The sequence below is a fragment of the Actinomadura sp. NPDC048032 genome (assembly GCF_040653175.1).
GTDB lineage: Bacteria > Actinomycetota > Actinomycetes > Streptosporangiales > Streptosporangiaceae > Spirillospora > Spirillospora verrucosospora.
In genome coordinates this window covers 1-14,827 of record NZ_JBEZJP010000032.1, presented here as the reverse complement: position 1 = coordinate 14,827, position 14,827 = coordinate 1, and the positions used below count along the sequence as shown (strand labels likewise).

The following is a 14,827-nucleotide window of genomic DNA, read 5'->3' as shown; positions in this document are numbered from 1 at the left end:
CAGCGCGTACAGCCGTGTGCGTTGACACATCCGGTAGGCATGCTTGGGACGGGTTTGGTATACATCCTGTGATCGAAGAGGGATGGGATGGGACGACACTCCAGGTTTGAGCAACCGGACGACGACCCCGTACCGGGCGCGGAAGCGTCGCGAGGGCCGTACTTCGGGGCTCCGGTCGACCCCTCGTACGACCTCTTCTCCGGGCCGACCGACGACCGCGTGTACGTCTCGCCGCACGAACAGGTCAGGGCGGGCACGCCGCCGGTCACCGAGCGTCAGCACGACCCGCCGCCCGACCCGTACCGCTTCGCCCCGCTCCCCGGGGACTACCCCGGCGACTACCCGGGCGCTCCCGCGGCGGCGTTCCCCGAGCAGCCCCGCGAGCTGCCGCCCGAACCCGGCGGCGCGCCCGGCGCCCCGGAGTCCGGCGACTCCGCCGCGGACGGCTCCGGCAGGAGCGGCTGGACGAAGATCGTCTCCGTGCTGCCGCTCCCGCTGCTCCCGATCGTCGCGCTCGTCATCGCCGTGGGGATCGTCTCCTACGCGCTGAGCACCCAGCAGATCTCCCTCAACTTCGCGGGCGGCTCCCCGAAGACCTCCCAGACCGACCCCCGCGACAACCAGATCACCCAGCGCGGCCCCGGCGGGCGCGCCAGCCGCGGCGCGGGACGCCCCGACGGCCTCGTCATCGGGTTCCGCGTCGCCTCCCGCACCCCCGGCGGGTTCAAGGCGACCGCCACCATCGCCAACAAGGGGCAGCGGCCCGTCAGCGCGTGGGCGCTGGCCTTCAAGATCCCGAACGTCTCGGTCACGGCCGTGCAGGGCGCCACCGTCGTGCGGACCGGCCGGGTCCCCTTCGTCCGCGGCCGCACCGCGATCGCGCCCGGCGGCTCCGTGCGGATCGTGTTCGCCGCGCTGGGCGCTCCGTCCAGGCCGTCCGCCTGCGTCCTCAACAAGCTGCCCTGCACGCTGGTCTGAGGCGCACTCCGGGAGACGCCCTCCGCCGGATCGCCGCTTCCTGCAGATCACCATAAAGTGGGCTGTATGACGCGCACTGCCTCCGCCCCGCCCCTCGTGCTCACCATCGCGGGCTCGGACTCCGGCGGCGGCGCCGGCATCCAGGCGGACCTGAAGACCATGCTCGCGCTCGGCGTCCACGGGATGAGCGTCGTCGCCGCCGTCACCGCGCAGAACTCCCTCGGCGTCCAGGGCTACTGGGAACTGCCGCCCGAAGCCGTGCGCGCCCAGATCGACTCGGTCCTGTCCGACATCGGCGTCCACGCGATCAAGACCGGCATGCTCGCGTCGACCGCCCTCGTCGAGGTCGTCGCCGAGGCGCTCGCCGCGTCCGACGCCCCCGCCGTCGTCGACCCGGTCGGCGTCTCCAAGCACGGCGACTCCCTGCTCGCGCCGGAGGCCGTGGACGCCGTCCGCTCGGTGCTGCTGCCGGCCGCGACCGTCGTCACGCCCAACCTGTACGAGGTGGAGCAGCTCACCGGCGTCAAGGTCGTGGACGAGTCCGGGCTGCGCGAGGCCGCCGAGGCGGTCAAGGCGCTCGGCCCCGCCTGGGTGCTGATCAAGGGCGGCCACCTGCCGGGCGAGCCCGCCGACCTGCTGTTCGACGGCGAGCGCGAGCACCGCTTCACCGCCCCCAGGCACGACAACCGGCACACCCACGGGACCGGCTGCACGCTCGCGTCCGCCATCGCCTCGCACCTGGCGCTCGGCGACGACGTCCCGGCGGCGGTGGCCAAGGCCAAGGAGTACGTGACGGGCGCGATCGCGGCGGGCTTCCCGCTCGGCGCCGGCATCGGCCCCGTCGACCACGCCTGGCGGTACCGCGACTGAACGGCGCCGCGACCCCCCCGGGAACGCGAAAGTCGGCTCACCGGGAATCCCGATGAGCCGACCGAAGCCGTGAAGCGGACCGCCCCGCCGGGGCGGCCCGGCCGGGCTCAGACCGTCGGCTTGACGATCTTGCCGGCCTTGATGCAGGACGTGCAGGCGTTGATCCGCTTGGTGCTGCCGTTCACGACGGCGCGCACGCGCTGGATGTTGGGGTTCCAGCGGCGCGGGGTGCGGCGGTGCGAGTGGGAGACGCGCATGCCGAAACCGGGTCCCTTGCCGCAGACGTCGCAGACGGAAGCCACGGGAAACTCCAAGTGGTGTCGATGCTCTGATCGGAGCGCCACCCGGCTGCCGCCTCGGGCGGGCCGGGCATCATGGACGCTCACTGATGAGCGCCACGAACGTGGCGCGTGGACCAGACTAGCCGACAGCGCGACGGGTTAGCGAATCGGCGGCGCCGCGACCCGGCGGCGCGGAAGGGAGCACGGTGGCCCTCGACCATGCGGCGGTGCGGCGGTGGTGCAGGCTCGCGGCGGAGGCCCTCGGGCGGACGAGAGCCGAGATCGACGCCCTCAACGTGTTCCCCGTCCCGGACGGCGACACCGGCACCAACCTGCACCTGACCGTCGTCGCGGCGGCCGACGCCCTCGACGAGCCGCCGGGCGGCCCGGACCCGTGGCGGACCCTGGCGCAGGGCGCGCTGCTCGGCGCCCGGGGCAACTCCGGTGTGATCCTCAGCCAGGTGTTCCGGGGCCTCGCCGACGTCCTCGGCCCGCTGGAGGCGCCCCCGGACGGCGCGTCCCTCGCGGCCGCCCTCGACCACGCGTCCATCCTGGCCCGCGGCGCCGTCGAGCACCCCGTCGAGGGCACGATCCTGAGCGTCCTCGCCGAAGCCGCCGCGGCCTGCGCGGCGGCACCCGGAACCGCGCTCCCGGAGGCCGCGCGGGCCGCCGCCGCGGGCGCCCGGCAGGCGCTGCGCCGCACCCCCGGCCAGCTGGAGGTGCTGGCCCGCAGCGGCGTCGTGGACGCCGGCGCGGCCGGGCTCTGCGTGGTGTTCGACGCCCTCGCCGCCGTGATCACCGACGAGTACCCCGAGCGGTACGACGTCCCGCCCCGCATCGCCGGGACGCCCGCGCCCGCGGGCCGGACCCGGGCGCCGCAGGGCTTCGGCTACGAGGTGATGTACCTGCTGGACGCGCCCGACGACGCCGTCCACACCCTGCGCGAACGCCTCGACGTCCTCGGCGACTCCCTCGTCGTCGTCGGCGGCGACGGACTGTGGAACGTGCACGTCCACGTCGACGACGCCGGGGCCGCCGTCGAGGCGGGCATGGCGGCGGGACGCCCGCACCGGATCCGCGTCACCTACCTGGACGCCGCCGAAGGCGGACCGCACGCGCCGCACACCGGCCGCGCGGTGGTCGCCGTCACCGCCGCCGACGGGCTGGCAGCGCTCTTCGAGGAGAGCGGGGCCCGGGTCGTGCGGCGCGAGCCCGGTGCCGTCCCGCCCCTCGCGGTGCTCGCCGAGGCCATCCTCGCCGCGGGCGACGAGGTGGCCGTGCTGCCGAACGAGCCGGAGGTCCTCGCCCTCGCCGAGGCCGCCGCGGAGCGCGCGAGGGACGGCGGCGCGCGGATCGCGGTGGTCCCGACGAAGGCGTCCGTCCAGGGCATGGCGGCGCTCGCCGTGCACGACCCGCTGCGCCGCTTCGCCGAGGACGTGATCGAGATGACCCGGGCCGCCGGCGCCACCCGCTTCGGCCACCTGGAGGTCGCCGCGCAGGAGGCGGTGACGAGCGCCGGCCTCTGCCAGCCCGGCGACGTCCTCGGCCTGATCGAGGGCGACGTCGCGACGATCGGCGCGGACCTCGCCGCGGTGGCCCGCGACGTCCTCGACCGGATGCTGTCGGGCGGCGGCGAGCTGGTCACCCTGATCCCCGGCCGGCACGCCCCGCCCGGCCTCGCCGCCGGCCTGGAGGACCATCTGCGCCTGCGGCGCCCCGACGCGGAGGTCGGCGTCTACGCCGGCGACCAGGAACGCTACCCCCTCCTCATCGGCGTCGAGTGATTCCCGTCGTCCCCATCGGCTAGAAAAGACCCGTGGCAACTCTCGACGAGCCGTTGCGCAAGGTCCTCGGCGACAAGACGGCCAACGCGCTGAAGAAGGGCCTCGACCTGCACACGGTCGGCGACCTGCTGCACCACTACCCGCGCCGCTACGCCCACCGCGGCGAGCTGACGCAGCTCAGCGGCCTGCAGGACGGCGAGCACGTGACGGTCATGGCCGAGGTCGTGAAGGTGCAGGGCCGCTCCCTCACCCGCAGCCCCGGGTACGTCCTGGAGATCACCGTCACCGACGGGACCGGCGAGCTCAAGCTCAGCTTCTTCGGCCGCAAGGGCTCCTACCGTCCCGAGAAGGAGCTGTCCCCGGGCACCCGCGGCCTGTTCGCCGGGAAGATCAGCACCTACGTGCCCCGCAGCGGCAGGACCGTCCGGCAGCTGACCCACCCGCAGTACAAGGTCGTCCACGAGAAGGGCGCCGAGGAGGCCGCGCAGGAGTGGGCCGACGAGATCATCCCGATCTACCCGTCCGCCAAGTCGCTGCCCATCGAGGCGATCAGCACGTCCGTCGAGACCGTCCTCGGCCAGCTCGACCTGCCGGACGACCCCATGCCCGCCGCGCTCCTGCGCCGCCGCCACCTGATCGGCCTGCGGGAGGCTTACGAGGGCATCCACCGCCCCCGCACCTGGGAAGAGCTGGGCCGCGCCAAGGCCCGCCTCAAGTGGGACGAGGCCTTCGTCGTCCAGGTGGCCCTGGCCCAGCGCCGCGTCGCGGCCGCTTCCCTGCCCGCCAAGCCCCGGCCCCCATCCTTCGAGGGCGTCCAGTCGGAGTTCGACGCGCGCCTGCCCTTCGAACTCACCGAGGGCCAGCGCCAGGTCGGCGACGAGATAGCCGCCGACCTGGCCGAACACCACCCGATGCACCGCCTCCTCCAAGGTGACGTCGGCGCCGGAAAAACGGTGGTCGCGTTGCGGGCGATGTTGCAGGTGGTGGACGGGGGAGGGCAGGCGGCGCTGCTGGCGCCGACCGAGGTGCTCGCGCAGCAGCACTACCGGTCGATCACCGGAATGCTCGGCGATCTGGCGCAGGCGGGGCAGATCGGCGGCGCCGAGCACGCCACCCGGGTGGCGCTGCTGACCGGGTCGCAGGGGGCGAAGGCGCGCAAGGAGGCACTGCTGGAGGCGGCGTCCGGCGCGGCCGGGATCGTCGTCGGCACCCACGCGCTGCTGCAGGAGACCGTCCAGTTCGCCGACCTCGGGCTCGTCGTGGTCGACGAGCAGCACAGGTTCGGCGTCGAGCAGCGCGACGCCCTGCGCGAGAAGGTCGACGGCGGCCGTCCCCACGTGCTGGTCATGACGGCGACGCCGATTCCGCGCACCGTGGCCATGACCGTCTTCGGCGACCTGGAGACGTCGGTGCTCGGGCAGCTCCCGGCGGGCCGGTCGCAGATCCAGACGCACGTCGTCCCGCCGGAGAAGCCCGCGTTCCTCGCCCGCACCTGGGAGCGCATCAAGGAGGAGGCGGCGAACGGCCGGCAGATCTACATCGTCTGCCCGCGCATCGGCGAGCAGGAGGGCGACGAGGGCGACGCCGTCGTCGCCGAGGAGGGCGAGCGCCGGTCCCCGCTGGGGATCATGGAGGTACTGCCGAAGCTGGAGGAGCTCCTCGACGGGCTGCGCATCGGCGTCCTGCACGGCAAGCTGCACCCGGACGAGAAGGACGCGGTGATGCGCCGCTTCACCGCGCGGGAGCTCGACGTCCTGCTCGCCACCACGGTCATCGAGGTCGGCGTGGACGTGCCCAACGCCACCGTCATGGTGATCATGGATGCGGACCGGTTCGGCGTCTCCCAGCTCCACCAGCTGCGCGGGCGCGTCGGCCGCGGCTCCCTGCACGGCCTCTGCCTGCTCGTCACCGACGCCGCGCCGGGCAGCAAGGCCCGCGAGCGGCTGGACGCGGTCGCCTCCACCACCGACGGGTTCAAGCTGTCCCGGCTCGACCTGGAGCAGCGCCGCGAGGGCGACGTGCTCGGCGCCGCGCAGGCCGGCCGCTCGTCCAGCCTGCGGCTGCTCACGCTCCAGCGCGACGAGGACGTCATCCGCGACGCACGCGAGGAGGCCACCGCGCTCGTCGAGGCCGATCCGGACCTGTCGGAGCATCCCGGCCTGGCCACCGTCCTGGCGTCCCTGCTGGACGAGGAGCGCGCGGACTTCCTGGAGAAGACATAACCGGTATTGCCGACCTATTTGGTTGACAACAGCGCCCGGGCGGGACACGATGAACGCGTGAACCCGAGTCGTGCGCTGATCGCCCGCCTCCACGTCGACCTCCGGCGCCAGGCGAGCGCCCTGTGTTCCCGTCGCTGATCCCGAGCCCCCGGCGGGCCCCTGCCCGCCTCCGGATCCGACGGCCGACCAGGAGGCCACCCCCATGACTCGAAGCATCCGGCTCGACCAGGCGGAGGCGTCCCTCCGCGACCCCGACCCCGCGACCCGCGCCGGAGCCCTCACGGCGCTCGCCCGCGCCGCCCGCGCCGGAGAAGCGCCCCGCGGCACCGGCGACACCTTCGCCTGGGCGCTCGCCGACGAACACGAAGACGTCCGCCGCGTCGCCGCCGACGCCCTGCGCGACCTGCCCGAGCTCTACTTCGGCGACGACGGCGTCGACGCCCTGCTCCTCGCCGCGGCCCGCGGCCGCGACACCGCCGTCCGCGACACCGCCGCCGACCTCATCGGCATCCTCGCCAAAGGCGCCGGCGAACTGTACGCCCAAGGCTTCGAGGACGACGAACCGCAGGTCCGCATCCAGGCCGTCCTCGGCCTCATCGCGCTGCGCGAGACCGCCCGCGTCGCCGAGGCCGCCGACGACCCCTCCCGCGAGGTCCGCGTCTCCGTCGCCGAAGGCCTCGGCCGCCTCGCCCACCCCTCCGGCCTCCCCGCGCTCGAACACCTCCTCACCGACCACGACCCCGTCGTCCGCATCGCCGCCCTCACCGCCGCCGCCGAACTCGGCATCCCCGAACCCCTCGAAGGACGCGTCGTCACCGCGATCGCCCACGCCAACTGGCAGGTCCGCTGCCACGCCGTCCGCGCCCTCGCCCAGGCCCGCCCCGACGTCGCCGTCCAACCCCTCATCAAGGCCCTGCACGACCGCACGGTCGACGTCCGCAGAGCCGCCGTCCAGGCCCTCGAACAGTGGGCCACCGACAACCCGGAGGTAGTGACCGCCCTGACCGAAACCCTCGCCGACCCCGACCCAGGCGTCCGAACCCAAGCCCGCTGGAGTTTGGCGTGATTTTGCCTTTTTCTCCTCCTTCGGGCCTGGCGGCCCTCCATCGTCGATAAAGGCGGGCGATCGCTGGCATCGCTCCGGCTCGCCTTGCGGCTCGCTGCGCGATCAGATTCTTGCTTCGCTTGAATCTGCCTTCGGACGCGATCGCAACGGGGAGGTCGTTGCGGGGTTGCTGCGGTGGCTGAGGCCGTCGTAGTAGTGGGTTTCTGTTGTCTTGCACGGCTCGCCTGGCGGCTCGATGGGCGGTGAGGATCTCGCGTTCGCTCGTTTGAGTAGAGCGCGAAGGTGACGTGGCCGGTCCTTCGGTCCGGAGTTGAGACCGGCCGCGAGCGGGCCGTCAGCGTGGCACGGCGCTGGCGGCCCGCTGTGTTTATTGCCTTTTTCTTCTCCTTCGGGCCTGGCGGCCCTCCATCGTCGATAAAAGCGGGCGATCGCTGGCATCGCTCCGGCTCGCCTGGCGGCTCACTGCGCGATCAGGTTCTCGCTTCGCTCGAACCTGCCTTCGGACGCGATCGCGGCTGCTGGGGTCGTTGCGGGGTTGGGCGACGGCTGGGGTTGTTGCAGGTGGGGGCTCTCGGGGTGACGGCAATGCGGTGGGTGCGCCTTGGTGGGCCGATACTGACACCGTGAGTAGGGTTATTGCGGGTAGTGCGGGGGGGCGGCGGTTGGCTGTGCCGGCGGGGCGGGATACCCGGCCGACCAGCGATCGGGCGCGGGAGGGGCTTTTCTCCACGGTTCTGGCGTTGCTCGGGCCGCTGGACGGGCTGCGTGTCGCCGATCTGTACGCGGGGTCGGGGGCGGTGGGGCTCGAAGCGCTGTCGCGGGGGGCCGGGCATGCGCTTCTGGTCGAGTCGCATCCGCGGGCGATGAAGGTGATCCGGCAGAACGCCGAGACGCTGGGGCTGCCGGGTGCCGTCCCCTGCGCAGACAAGGTGGAGCGGCTCGTCCGCAAGGCGCCGGACGAGCCCTACGAGCTGATTTTCGCCGACCCGCCTTACGCGCTGGCGGACGCGTCCGTGACCTCTCTGCTGGAGGATCTGCGCGACAACGGGTGGGCGTCCCCGGACGCGCTGGTCGTGGTGGAACGCGCCGCGCGGGGCCCGGCGCTGGAGTGGCCCGACGGGTACGAGGCGGAGCGGGAGCGGCGTTACGGCGAGGCGGTGTTCTGGTACGGCCGTGCGGTCGCCCGTTGACATTCCGGTGGTTCGGGTAGGGGAATGCCCATGAAGCCCGGGATCGACCGCGCGGTGGCGCGTACCTGGGTCATCACCCTGCTCTTTTTTCTGGCGCTGATGGTGAACGTCACCTACGTTCAGGGCTTCCAGGCGCAGAGCCTGCGGGACGACTCGCTCAACGCCCGGCAGTTCGAGGACCGGTTCAAGATCGACCGGGGGCCGATCGTGGCGGGCGGCGAACGGCTCGCGTGGTCCGAGCAGGTCGGCGACGACCGGTTCCAGCGCCGCTACAAGGACGGCGCCGCGTTCGCGCCGGTCACCGGCTACTTCTCGGTGTTCTCCCAGACCGGTCTGGAGGAGGCCGAGAACCATTTCCTGGACGGGACCGACGCCCGTCTCGCCACCTCCAACCTCGTCGACAAACTGATCGGCAAGCACGTCCCCGGCGGGACGGTGGAGTCCACCATCGATCCGGACGCGCAGCGCGCCGCCTACGAGGCGCTGAAGGGCAGTGGCGCGGGCCGGGGCGCGGCGGTCGTCCTCGACGCGCGCACCGGCGCGATCCGGGTGATGGCCTCCACGCCGTCCTACGACCCGAACGAGGTGTCGACCCTCGACCGGAAACGGGCCACCGAGGCGTTCGACCGGCTCGGCGACCAGCCGCGCAAGCCGCTGCTCAACAAGGCCGCCTACGAGCTGTTCCCGCCCGGCTCCACGTTCAAGACCGTGGTCGCCGCGGCGGCGCTGAGGTCGGGCACGAGCGAGGACACGCGGGTCAGGGCCGGGCGCAGCTACAGGCCTCCGGGCGCCGGGCAGGCGATCAACAACGACGCGGGCGACATCGGCGGCTCCTGCGACCTCTCCCGGATCCCTCTCATCGAGGCGTACGCGCAGTCCTGCAACACCACGTTCGCCTATATGGGCGCCCAGAAACCGGGCAACGACGCCGTGAACGCGCAGGCGGGCAGGTTCGGGTTCGGCGACCGGATCGAGTTCGCGCACGGACTGAAGAGCGCCCCCAGTTCCTTCCCGGCGACCGACCAGCCGTCGCTCAGCGCGCTCGGCTCCATCGGGCAGGGCAGCACGGTCGCCTCGCCGCTGCAGATGGCCATGGTCGCCGCCGCGGTCCTCGGCGACGGGGAGGTCATGCGGCCCCGGCTGGTGGAGAGGCTGCGCGCCCCGGACGGGTCGACGGTCGACAAGATCTCGTCCCAGCGGATGTCGCGCGCGCTGACGGCGGACCAGGCGAAGCAGATGCGGGACATGATGGAGGCCGTGGTCGAGCGGGGCACCGGCAAGTCACTGCGGGGGACGTCCATCCTCGGCGGCAAGACCGGGACCGCCGACGTCGAGGGCGCCTCCTACAACGACCGCTGGTTCATCGGGTTCGGCCCGCGCAGCGACCCCCGGTACGCCGTCGCGGTGATGACCGAGGCGTCCGGCTACGGCATCGAGTCGGGCCCCGTCGCGGCCAGGATCATCGACGCGCTGCGCGGCTGAGGACGGCCCGGCGAGCCCGGTGGAAACCCGGCCGAATGCGATTTGGTACGTTCACGCCGCAGGTCAGAAACCGGGACCGAAGGGGTTCGCGCCGTGCGCCGTGTCGTCTGTCCGGGATCGTTCGACCCCGTCACCAACGGGCATCTCGACATCATCAGCCGCGCCTCCCGCCTCTACGACGAGGTGGTCGTCGCCGTGCTGATCAACAAGAGCAAGAAGAGCCTGTTCACCGTGGACGAGCGTGCCGACATGATCTCCGAGGTCACCCGGGAGTACGGCAACGTGTCGGTCGACACCTTTTACGGGCTCACCGTCGACTACTGCAAGGAGCAGGACATCCCGGTGATCGTCCGGGGGCTCCGGGCCGTCAGCGACTACGAGTACGAGCTGCAGATGGCCCAGATGAACCACCGGATCGCCGGCGTGGAGACGCTGTTCATGGCGACCAACCCCGAGTACGCGTTCCTGTCCTCCAGCCTGATGAAGGAGGTCGTGAGGTTCGGCGGGGACGTCTCCGGCCTCGTTCCCGACAGCGTCCACGACCGGCTGGTGCAGCGGCTCCAGAAGGACGGCTGACCGGCCTGCTCCTGGTGGACGGGCCGCGAGTTGGGTCAGCGGCCGGTGTTCGGTACCCTGGGACCTCGGCCATCACAGGCGGCCGCCGTTCCACCATGCCTCACGAAAGCAGGATTCCGCTGACACGCAACGATCCCAGTGCCCCGTTCAAGCTCGACACCCGAGCTCTGAGCAGGCAACCCGGGTCGTCGCGGGAGGAGCACCTGTCCGTGCCGGCACCGGAGAATTTCGGCGTCGAGATGGTGGGCGTCCCCGAGGGCGCCGCGATCGAGCTGGACCTCCGGCTCGAAGCGGTCCTGGAGGGGGTGCTCGTCACCGGCACGGCGACGGTCCCTCTCAAGGGGGAGTGCTCCCGCTGCCTCGACCCGATCGCCTCGACCTTCGAGGCGGACTTCCAGGAGCTGTACGTCTACGACGACACCCGCTCAGGCGGGAACGCCGACGACGACGAGCTCCGCCTCGAGGGCGACCTGATCGACCTCGAACCGGTCCTGCGGGACGCGGTGGTGCTCGCACTGCCGCTCTCCCCGCTGTGCCGGGACGACTGCCCGGGCCTGTGCCCGGACTGCGGTGCGCGGCTCGCCGACGTCGAGCCGGGCCACCGACACGACGTCGCCGACCCCCGGTGGGCGGCGCTGCGGGACCTTGCCGGCGACAACGCGCCGGCAGCCCCCGACCGGGGGAACGGGAGCTCCGGCACCCGTGATTCATCGGATCGAGAAGGAAAGCAGGAGGGCTGACGTGGCCGTCCCGAAGCGGAAGAAGTCGCGCAGCAACACGCGGCACCGGCGCTCGCAGTGGAAGACCGCCGCGCCGAACCTGGTCGAGTGCCCGACGTGCCGCGACCACAAGCTGCCGCACACTGCGTGCGCGACGTGCGGAACCTACGACCGGCGGCAGGTCATCGCCCCGTCGGCCTGAGTCTTCTCGCATCCTGGGGGGCGGATCCGCGCATGCGGCCCGCCCCTCACGGTGCGGAAGGACACGCACCCCGACCACCCGGCGCGTGACGTCGGCGTGGTGACCGGCGCGGAGACTGCGCCCGGAGCCGTGGTGCACGCCGGGATCAGACCGACCGGCGCGCACCTCGTCTTCGCGGACCCTCCCCGCCGAGCGTCCTCGCCGTCCGGCCCATCGGCCGCGCGCCGCAGAGGCGACCGCGCGCCGCGCGGTGCACGGCCTGCGAGGAGGGCCTGTGAGCGCTAAGAAGAACGACCCCGCGCCGGAGCGCGCGGAACTGACCGGCGCGCTCGGCGTCGACGTGGACGACGAGCTGCTCGAACGCGCCCTGACACACCGTTCCTACGCCTACGAGAACGGCGGCCTGCCCACCAACGAGCGCCTGGAGTTCCTCGGCGACTCGGTGCTGGGCCTCGTCGTCACCGACACCCTGTTCCGCGGCCACCCCGACCTGCCCGAGGGGCAGCTCGCCAAGCTGCGCGCCGCCGTGGTCAACATGCGCGCCCTCGCCGGAGTCGCCCGCGGCCTCGGCGTCGGAGCCCACATCCGGCTCGGCCGCGGCGAGGAGGGCACCGGGGGCCGCGACAAGGCCTCGATCCTCGCCGACACGCTGGAGGCGCTGATCGGCGCCGTCTACCTCGACCGGGGCCTCGGCGAGGCGTCCGCCCTGGTGCACCGGCTCTTCGACGCGCTAATCAAGCGCTCGGCGGGCCTCGGCGCCGGCCTGGACTGGAAGACCTCGCTGCAGGAGCTCACCGCCGTCGAGGAGCTCGGCGTCCCCGAGTACCACGTCGCCGAGAGCGGTCCCGACCACCAGAAGACGTTCCGCGCCTCCGTGCGGGTCGGCGGCCAGACCTACGGGTCCGGCGAGGGCCGCAGCAAGAAGGAGGCCGAGCAGCACGCCGCCGAGGCCGCCTGGAACGCCATCCGCGAGCTCGTCGTCGAGCGCGAGGCGGCGCAGGCCGGCCCGCCGCAGGGCGAGGACCCGGCCAGGGAGGCCGGGCAGGCGGCGCAGGCCGGTGCCTGAGCTTCCCGAGGTCGAGGTCGTCCGGCGGGGCCTGGAAAGCTGGACGACCGGCCGCACCGTCGCGTCCGCCGAGGTCCTGCACCCGCGGTCGGTCCGCCGCCACGCCGAGGGCCCCGCCGACTTCGCCGGGCGTCTCGCCAAGCGCACCATGCTGGCCCCCCGTCGCCGCGGCAAGTACCTGTGGATCCCGCTCCAGGCCGAGGACGACGGCGCCCCCGGCGAGGCGCTGCTCGCGCACCTCGGCATGAGCGGGCAGCTGCTCGTCGGCGAGCCCGGCCGGGAACGCGAGAAGCACCTGCGGGTCCGCGTCGAGTTCGACGACGACGGCCTCGACCTGCGCTTCGTCGACCAGCGCACCTTCGGGCACCTCATGGTCGCCGACCTCGTCCCCGACGCCTTCGCCGCGGGCGCGCTCGTCCCCGAGCCGATCGGGCACATCGCCGCCGACCCGCTGGAGGACGCCTTCGACGCGGAGGCCTTCTACCGCGCCCTGCGCCGCCGCAAGACCGGGATCAAGCGGGCCCTGCTCGACCAGTCCCTCGTCAGCGGGGTCGGCAACATCTACGCCGACGAGGCCCTGTGGCGCGCCAGGCTGCACTGGGCGCGGCCGACCGAGACGATGACCCGGGCGGACGCCGCGCGCGTCCTGGAGGCCGCACGAGAGGTCATGACGGCCGCCCTGGAGGTCGGCGGCACCTCCTTCGACAGCCTCTACGTGAACGTCAACGGCGAGAGCGGCTACTTCGAGCGGTCCCTGGACGCCTACGGGCGGCGGGACGAGCCCTGCCGCCGCTGCGGCTCGCCGATCCGCCGCGACGAGTTCATGAACCGCTCGTCCTACAGCTGCCCGGTGTGCCAGCCCCGCCCCAGGCGGGCACGGTACTAGCGGGACCGAGGGGGGAGCGATGAGCGAGGACGACGAGATCGTGCGGCTCACGGCCTGGGTGCGGGGACGCGTCCAGGGCGTCGGGTTCCGCTGGTGGGTCAGGTCGCGGGCGCTCGAACTGGGCCTCGCCGGCAGCGCGACCAACCTCGGCGACGGCCGCGTCGAGGTCGTGGCGGAGGGCCCGCGCGCCCGTTGCCGCCGGCTCCTGGAGATGCTCGACGGCGACGTTCCGGGCGGCGTTCCCGGACGTCCCGGCGCTGTGACCGGCGTCGTCGACCGCTGGGGCCCGCCCCGCGGGGAGGCCGCCGGGTTCCGGGAACGCTGACCGGGTAGGGAGTACCGGTTTGTACCTGCTAAACTAGTAGAGGAAGGTTGTTACCGGCCTGTGATGTGCGGCTTGACCAGGACACCGGCCGGTGCGACTCTAGACGGTACGCGCACCGCTTTCAGCAGTTTCCCGTGCGCGATCCCTGCTGGTTACTCAGCGTGGAGGACCCTTAGTCATGGCGAAGGCTCTACTCGGCCACGTCGGCGGTCCCGACCCCCGGATGGTCGCGGAGATGCGGCGCCTGCAGCAGCGCGTACGTGACCTGGAGGCCGAACTCGTACGGCTCCAGGCAGAGAACGACGCGCTCGCGACGGCGACGGACGACGAAGTGATGTCGCTCCCGGTGAAGGACCGCGAACCGGTTCTTACCTAATGCGTTTTTCTCCTCCTTCGGGCCTGGCGGCCCTCCATCGTCGATAAACGCGTGCGATCGCTGGCATCGCTCCGCCTCGCCCTGGCGGCTCGCTGCGCGATCAGGTTCTTGCTTCGCTCGAACCTGCCTTCGGACGCGATCGCGGCCCCCAGGTGGTCGTGGGGTTGCGGCGGCGGTTGAGGCCGTCGCGGTAGTTCGGCCGGAGACTGTGACACGGCTCGCCTTGGCGGCTCGCTACGTCCTCAGGTGCGCGGGTACCACCGGTTACCGGACGCTACCCAGCCGTTGAGGGTTGTCGCAAGTGCCGAGCGCTCGTAGCAGCGCCCGGCCGGCCGACCTCGCCTCCCCAGGGCGACCTCCAGCGTCCGCACCGGCCAACCGGGGTCGAAGGTGGAGATCCCGCATCCCGCCTGAGGTCGCTGCGCGCCCAGGTCCCGCAAGCTCGAACGCGCAATCGAACGCCGCCGCGCCCCTGACGCCGCCACGGACCCAGTGCTCGCCTTAGCACCCCTCCTCGCCCGCACCCTGAGGTATCCCCAGTGGCGGCTTGTGGACGATCGTGGCGACCACCCGTCGCGCCCGGTCCCTAGCTACTCCATAGAGTCATCCGGGCTTGGGTCAGCCCTCATCCCCGTCGCGCCCAGCGCATCCGCCCCTCACCCTCGGCACCCACCACTGGGACCCCCGCACCCCCGGCGACCGAGCGACGACCCTAAGAGTTGCGACCGCGCCCGAAGGGTGCGAGCCCGCAACCCACTCACCGGACGCAAGCCCCGCTCGGCCGCCGAACGCCGAGACTTCGCC

General features: G+C 72.6%; 16 protein-coding genes. 15 read left to right on the top strand and 1 reads right to left on the bottom strand.

The window, feature by feature from the left end; translation table 11 throughout:
* The first annotated feature begins 87 nt into the window (after window positions 1-87).
* A complete protein-coding gene (locus AB0C69_RS07245) occupies window positions 88-978 on the top strand; it encodes a cellulose binding domain-containing protein (RefSeq protein WP_360350903.1) in 891 nt (296 codons plus the stop codon).
* 66 nt (window positions 979-1,044) lie between these two features.
* A complete protein-coding gene (thiD, locus tag AB0C69_RS07240) occupies window positions 1,045-1,848 on the top strand; it encodes a bifunctional hydroxymethylpyrimidine kinase/phosphomethylpyrimidine kinase (protein WP_360350900.1) in 804 nt (267 codons plus the stop codon).
* A gap of 107 nt (window positions 1,849-1,955) precedes the next feature.
* On the opposite strand, the gene rpmB is transcribed toward thiD, so the two are convergent.
* Window positions 1,956-2,150, bottom strand: a complete 195-nt coding sequence (gene rpmB / locus AB0C69_RS07235; protein ID WP_067632165.1) for a 50S ribosomal protein L28 — start codon at window positions 2,148-2,150, stop codon at window positions 1,956-1,958.
* A gap of 185 nt (window positions 2,151-2,335) precedes the next feature.
* On the opposite strand from rpmB, the gene AB0C69_RS07230 reads away from it, so the two are divergent.
* The 13 genes from AB0C69_RS07230 (at window position 2,336) to AB0C69_RS07170 (ending at window position 14,023) form a co-directional block, all read left to right on the top strand.
* Window positions 2,336-3,913: a DAK2 domain-containing protein gene (locus AB0C69_RS07230; RefSeq protein WP_360350896.1), complete on the top strand. Its 1,578-nt coding sequence runs from the start codon at window positions 2,336-2,338 to the stop codon at window positions 3,911-3,913.
* Window positions 3,914-3,945: 32 nt separating this feature from the next.
* Window positions 3,946-6,135, top strand: a complete 2,190-nt coding sequence (gene recG, locus AB0C69_RS07225) for an ATP-dependent DNA helicase RecG (protein WP_360350893.1) — start codon at window positions 3,946-3,948, stop codon at window positions 6,133-6,135.
* 57 nt (window positions 6,136-6,192) lie between these two features.
* Complete coding sequence (locus AB0C69_RS07220; protein ID WP_143227168.1) at window positions 6,193-6,273, top strand: putative leader peptide; 81 nt, start codon at window positions 6,193-6,195, stop codon at window positions 6,271-6,273.
* 64 nt (window positions 6,274-6,337) lie between these two features.
* Window positions 6,338-7,201, top strand: a complete 864-nt coding sequence (locus tag AB0C69_RS07215) for a HEAT repeat domain-containing protein (RefSeq protein WP_360350890.1) — start codon at window positions 6,338-6,340, stop codon at window positions 7,199-7,201.
* A 623-nt stretch (window positions 7,202-7,824) separates the two neighbouring features.
* A complete protein-coding gene (rsmD, locus tag AB0C69_RS07210; protein ID WP_360350887.1) occupies window positions 7,825-8,391 on the top strand; it encodes a 16S rRNA (guanine(966)-N(2))-methyltransferase RsmD in 567 nt (188 codons plus the stop codon).
* A 30-nt stretch (window positions 8,392-8,421) separates the two neighbouring features.
* Window positions 8,422-9,873 carry a penicillin-binding transpeptidase domain-containing protein gene (locus AB0C69_RS07205; protein ID WP_360350884.1) on the top strand — a complete coding sequence of 484 codons (1,452 nt, stop codon included), beginning with the start codon at window positions 8,422-8,424 and terminating at the stop codon, window positions 9,871-9,873.
* A 93-nt stretch (window positions 9,874-9,966) separates the two neighbouring features.
* Complete coding sequence (coaD, locus tag AB0C69_RS07200; RefSeq protein WP_179843344.1) at window positions 9,967-10,449, top strand: pantetheine-phosphate adenylyltransferase; 483 nt, start codon at window positions 9,967-9,969, stop codon at window positions 10,447-10,449.
* 95 nt (window positions 10,450-10,544) lie between these two features.
* Window positions 10,545-11,189, top strand: a complete 645-nt coding sequence (locus tag AB0C69_RS07195; RefSeq protein WP_360350880.1) for a YceD family protein — start codon at window positions 10,545-10,547, stop codon at window positions 11,187-11,189.
* 1 nt (window position 11,190) lies between these two features.
* Window positions 11,191-11,370 carry a 50S ribosomal protein L32 gene (rpmF, locus tag AB0C69_RS07190; RefSeq protein ID WP_067632153.1) on the top strand — a complete coding sequence of 60 codons (180 nt, stop codon included), beginning with the start codon at window positions 11,191-11,193 and terminating at the stop codon, window positions 11,368-11,370.
* A 274-nt stretch (window positions 11,371-11,644) separates the two neighbouring features.
* Window positions 11,645-12,436 (top strand): ribonuclease III, encoded by a 792-nt coding sequence (gene rnc, locus AB0C69_RS07185; protein ID WP_345174956.1) that lies wholly within the window; start codon window positions 11,645-11,647, stop codon window positions 12,434-12,436.
* Window positions 12,429-13,322: a bifunctional DNA-formamidopyrimidine glycosylase/DNA-(apurinic or apyrimidinic site) lyase gene (mutM, locus tag AB0C69_RS07180; protein ID WP_345174958.1), complete on the top strand. Its 894-nt coding sequence runs from the start codon at window positions 12,429-12,431 to the stop codon at window positions 13,320-13,322. The genes rnc and mutM overlap by 8 nt, the downstream gene beginning before the upstream one ends.
* A gap of 19 nt (window positions 13,323-13,341) precedes the next feature.
* A complete protein-coding gene (locus AB0C69_RS07175) occupies window positions 13,342-13,647 on the top strand; it encodes an acylphosphatase (RefSeq protein ID WP_360350874.1) in 306 nt (101 codons plus the stop codon).
* 178 nt (window positions 13,648-13,825) lie between these two features.
* A complete protein-coding gene (locus tag AB0C69_RS07170) occupies window positions 13,826-14,023 on the top strand; it encodes a hypothetical protein (RefSeq protein ID WP_173398374.1) in 198 nt (65 codons plus the stop codon).
* The last annotated feature ends 804 nt before the right edge of the window (window positions 14,024-14,827 follow it).

Coding starts and splice junctions, on each gene's coding strand:
- AB0C69_RS07245 (WP_360350903.1), top strand. CDS start 88: ATGGGACGACACTCCAGGTTTGAGCAACCGGACGACGACCCCGTACCG.
- thiD (WP_360350900.1), top strand. CDS start 1,045: ATGACGCGCACTGCCTCCGCCCCGCCCCTCGTGCTCACCATCGCGGGC.
- AB0C69_RS07215 (WP_360350890.1), top strand. CDS start 6,338: ATGACTCGAAGCATCCGGCTCGACCAGGCGGAGGCGTCCCTCCGCGAC.
- AB0C69_RS07205 (WP_360350884.1), top strand. CDS start 8,422: ATGAAGCCCGGGATCGACCGCGCGGTGGCGCGTACCTGGGTCATCACC.
- AB0C69_RS07195 (WP_360350880.1), top strand. CDS start 10,545: ATGCCTCACGAAAGCAGGATTCCGCTGACACGCAACGATCCCAGTGCC.
- AB0C69_RS07175 (WP_360350874.1), top strand. CDS start 13,342: ATGAGCGAGGACGACGAGATCGTGCGGCTCACGGCCTGGGTGCGGGGA.
- AB0C69_RS07170 (WP_173398374.1), top strand. CDS start 13,826: ATGGCGAAGGCTCTACTCGGCCACGTCGGCGGTCCCGACCCCCGGATG.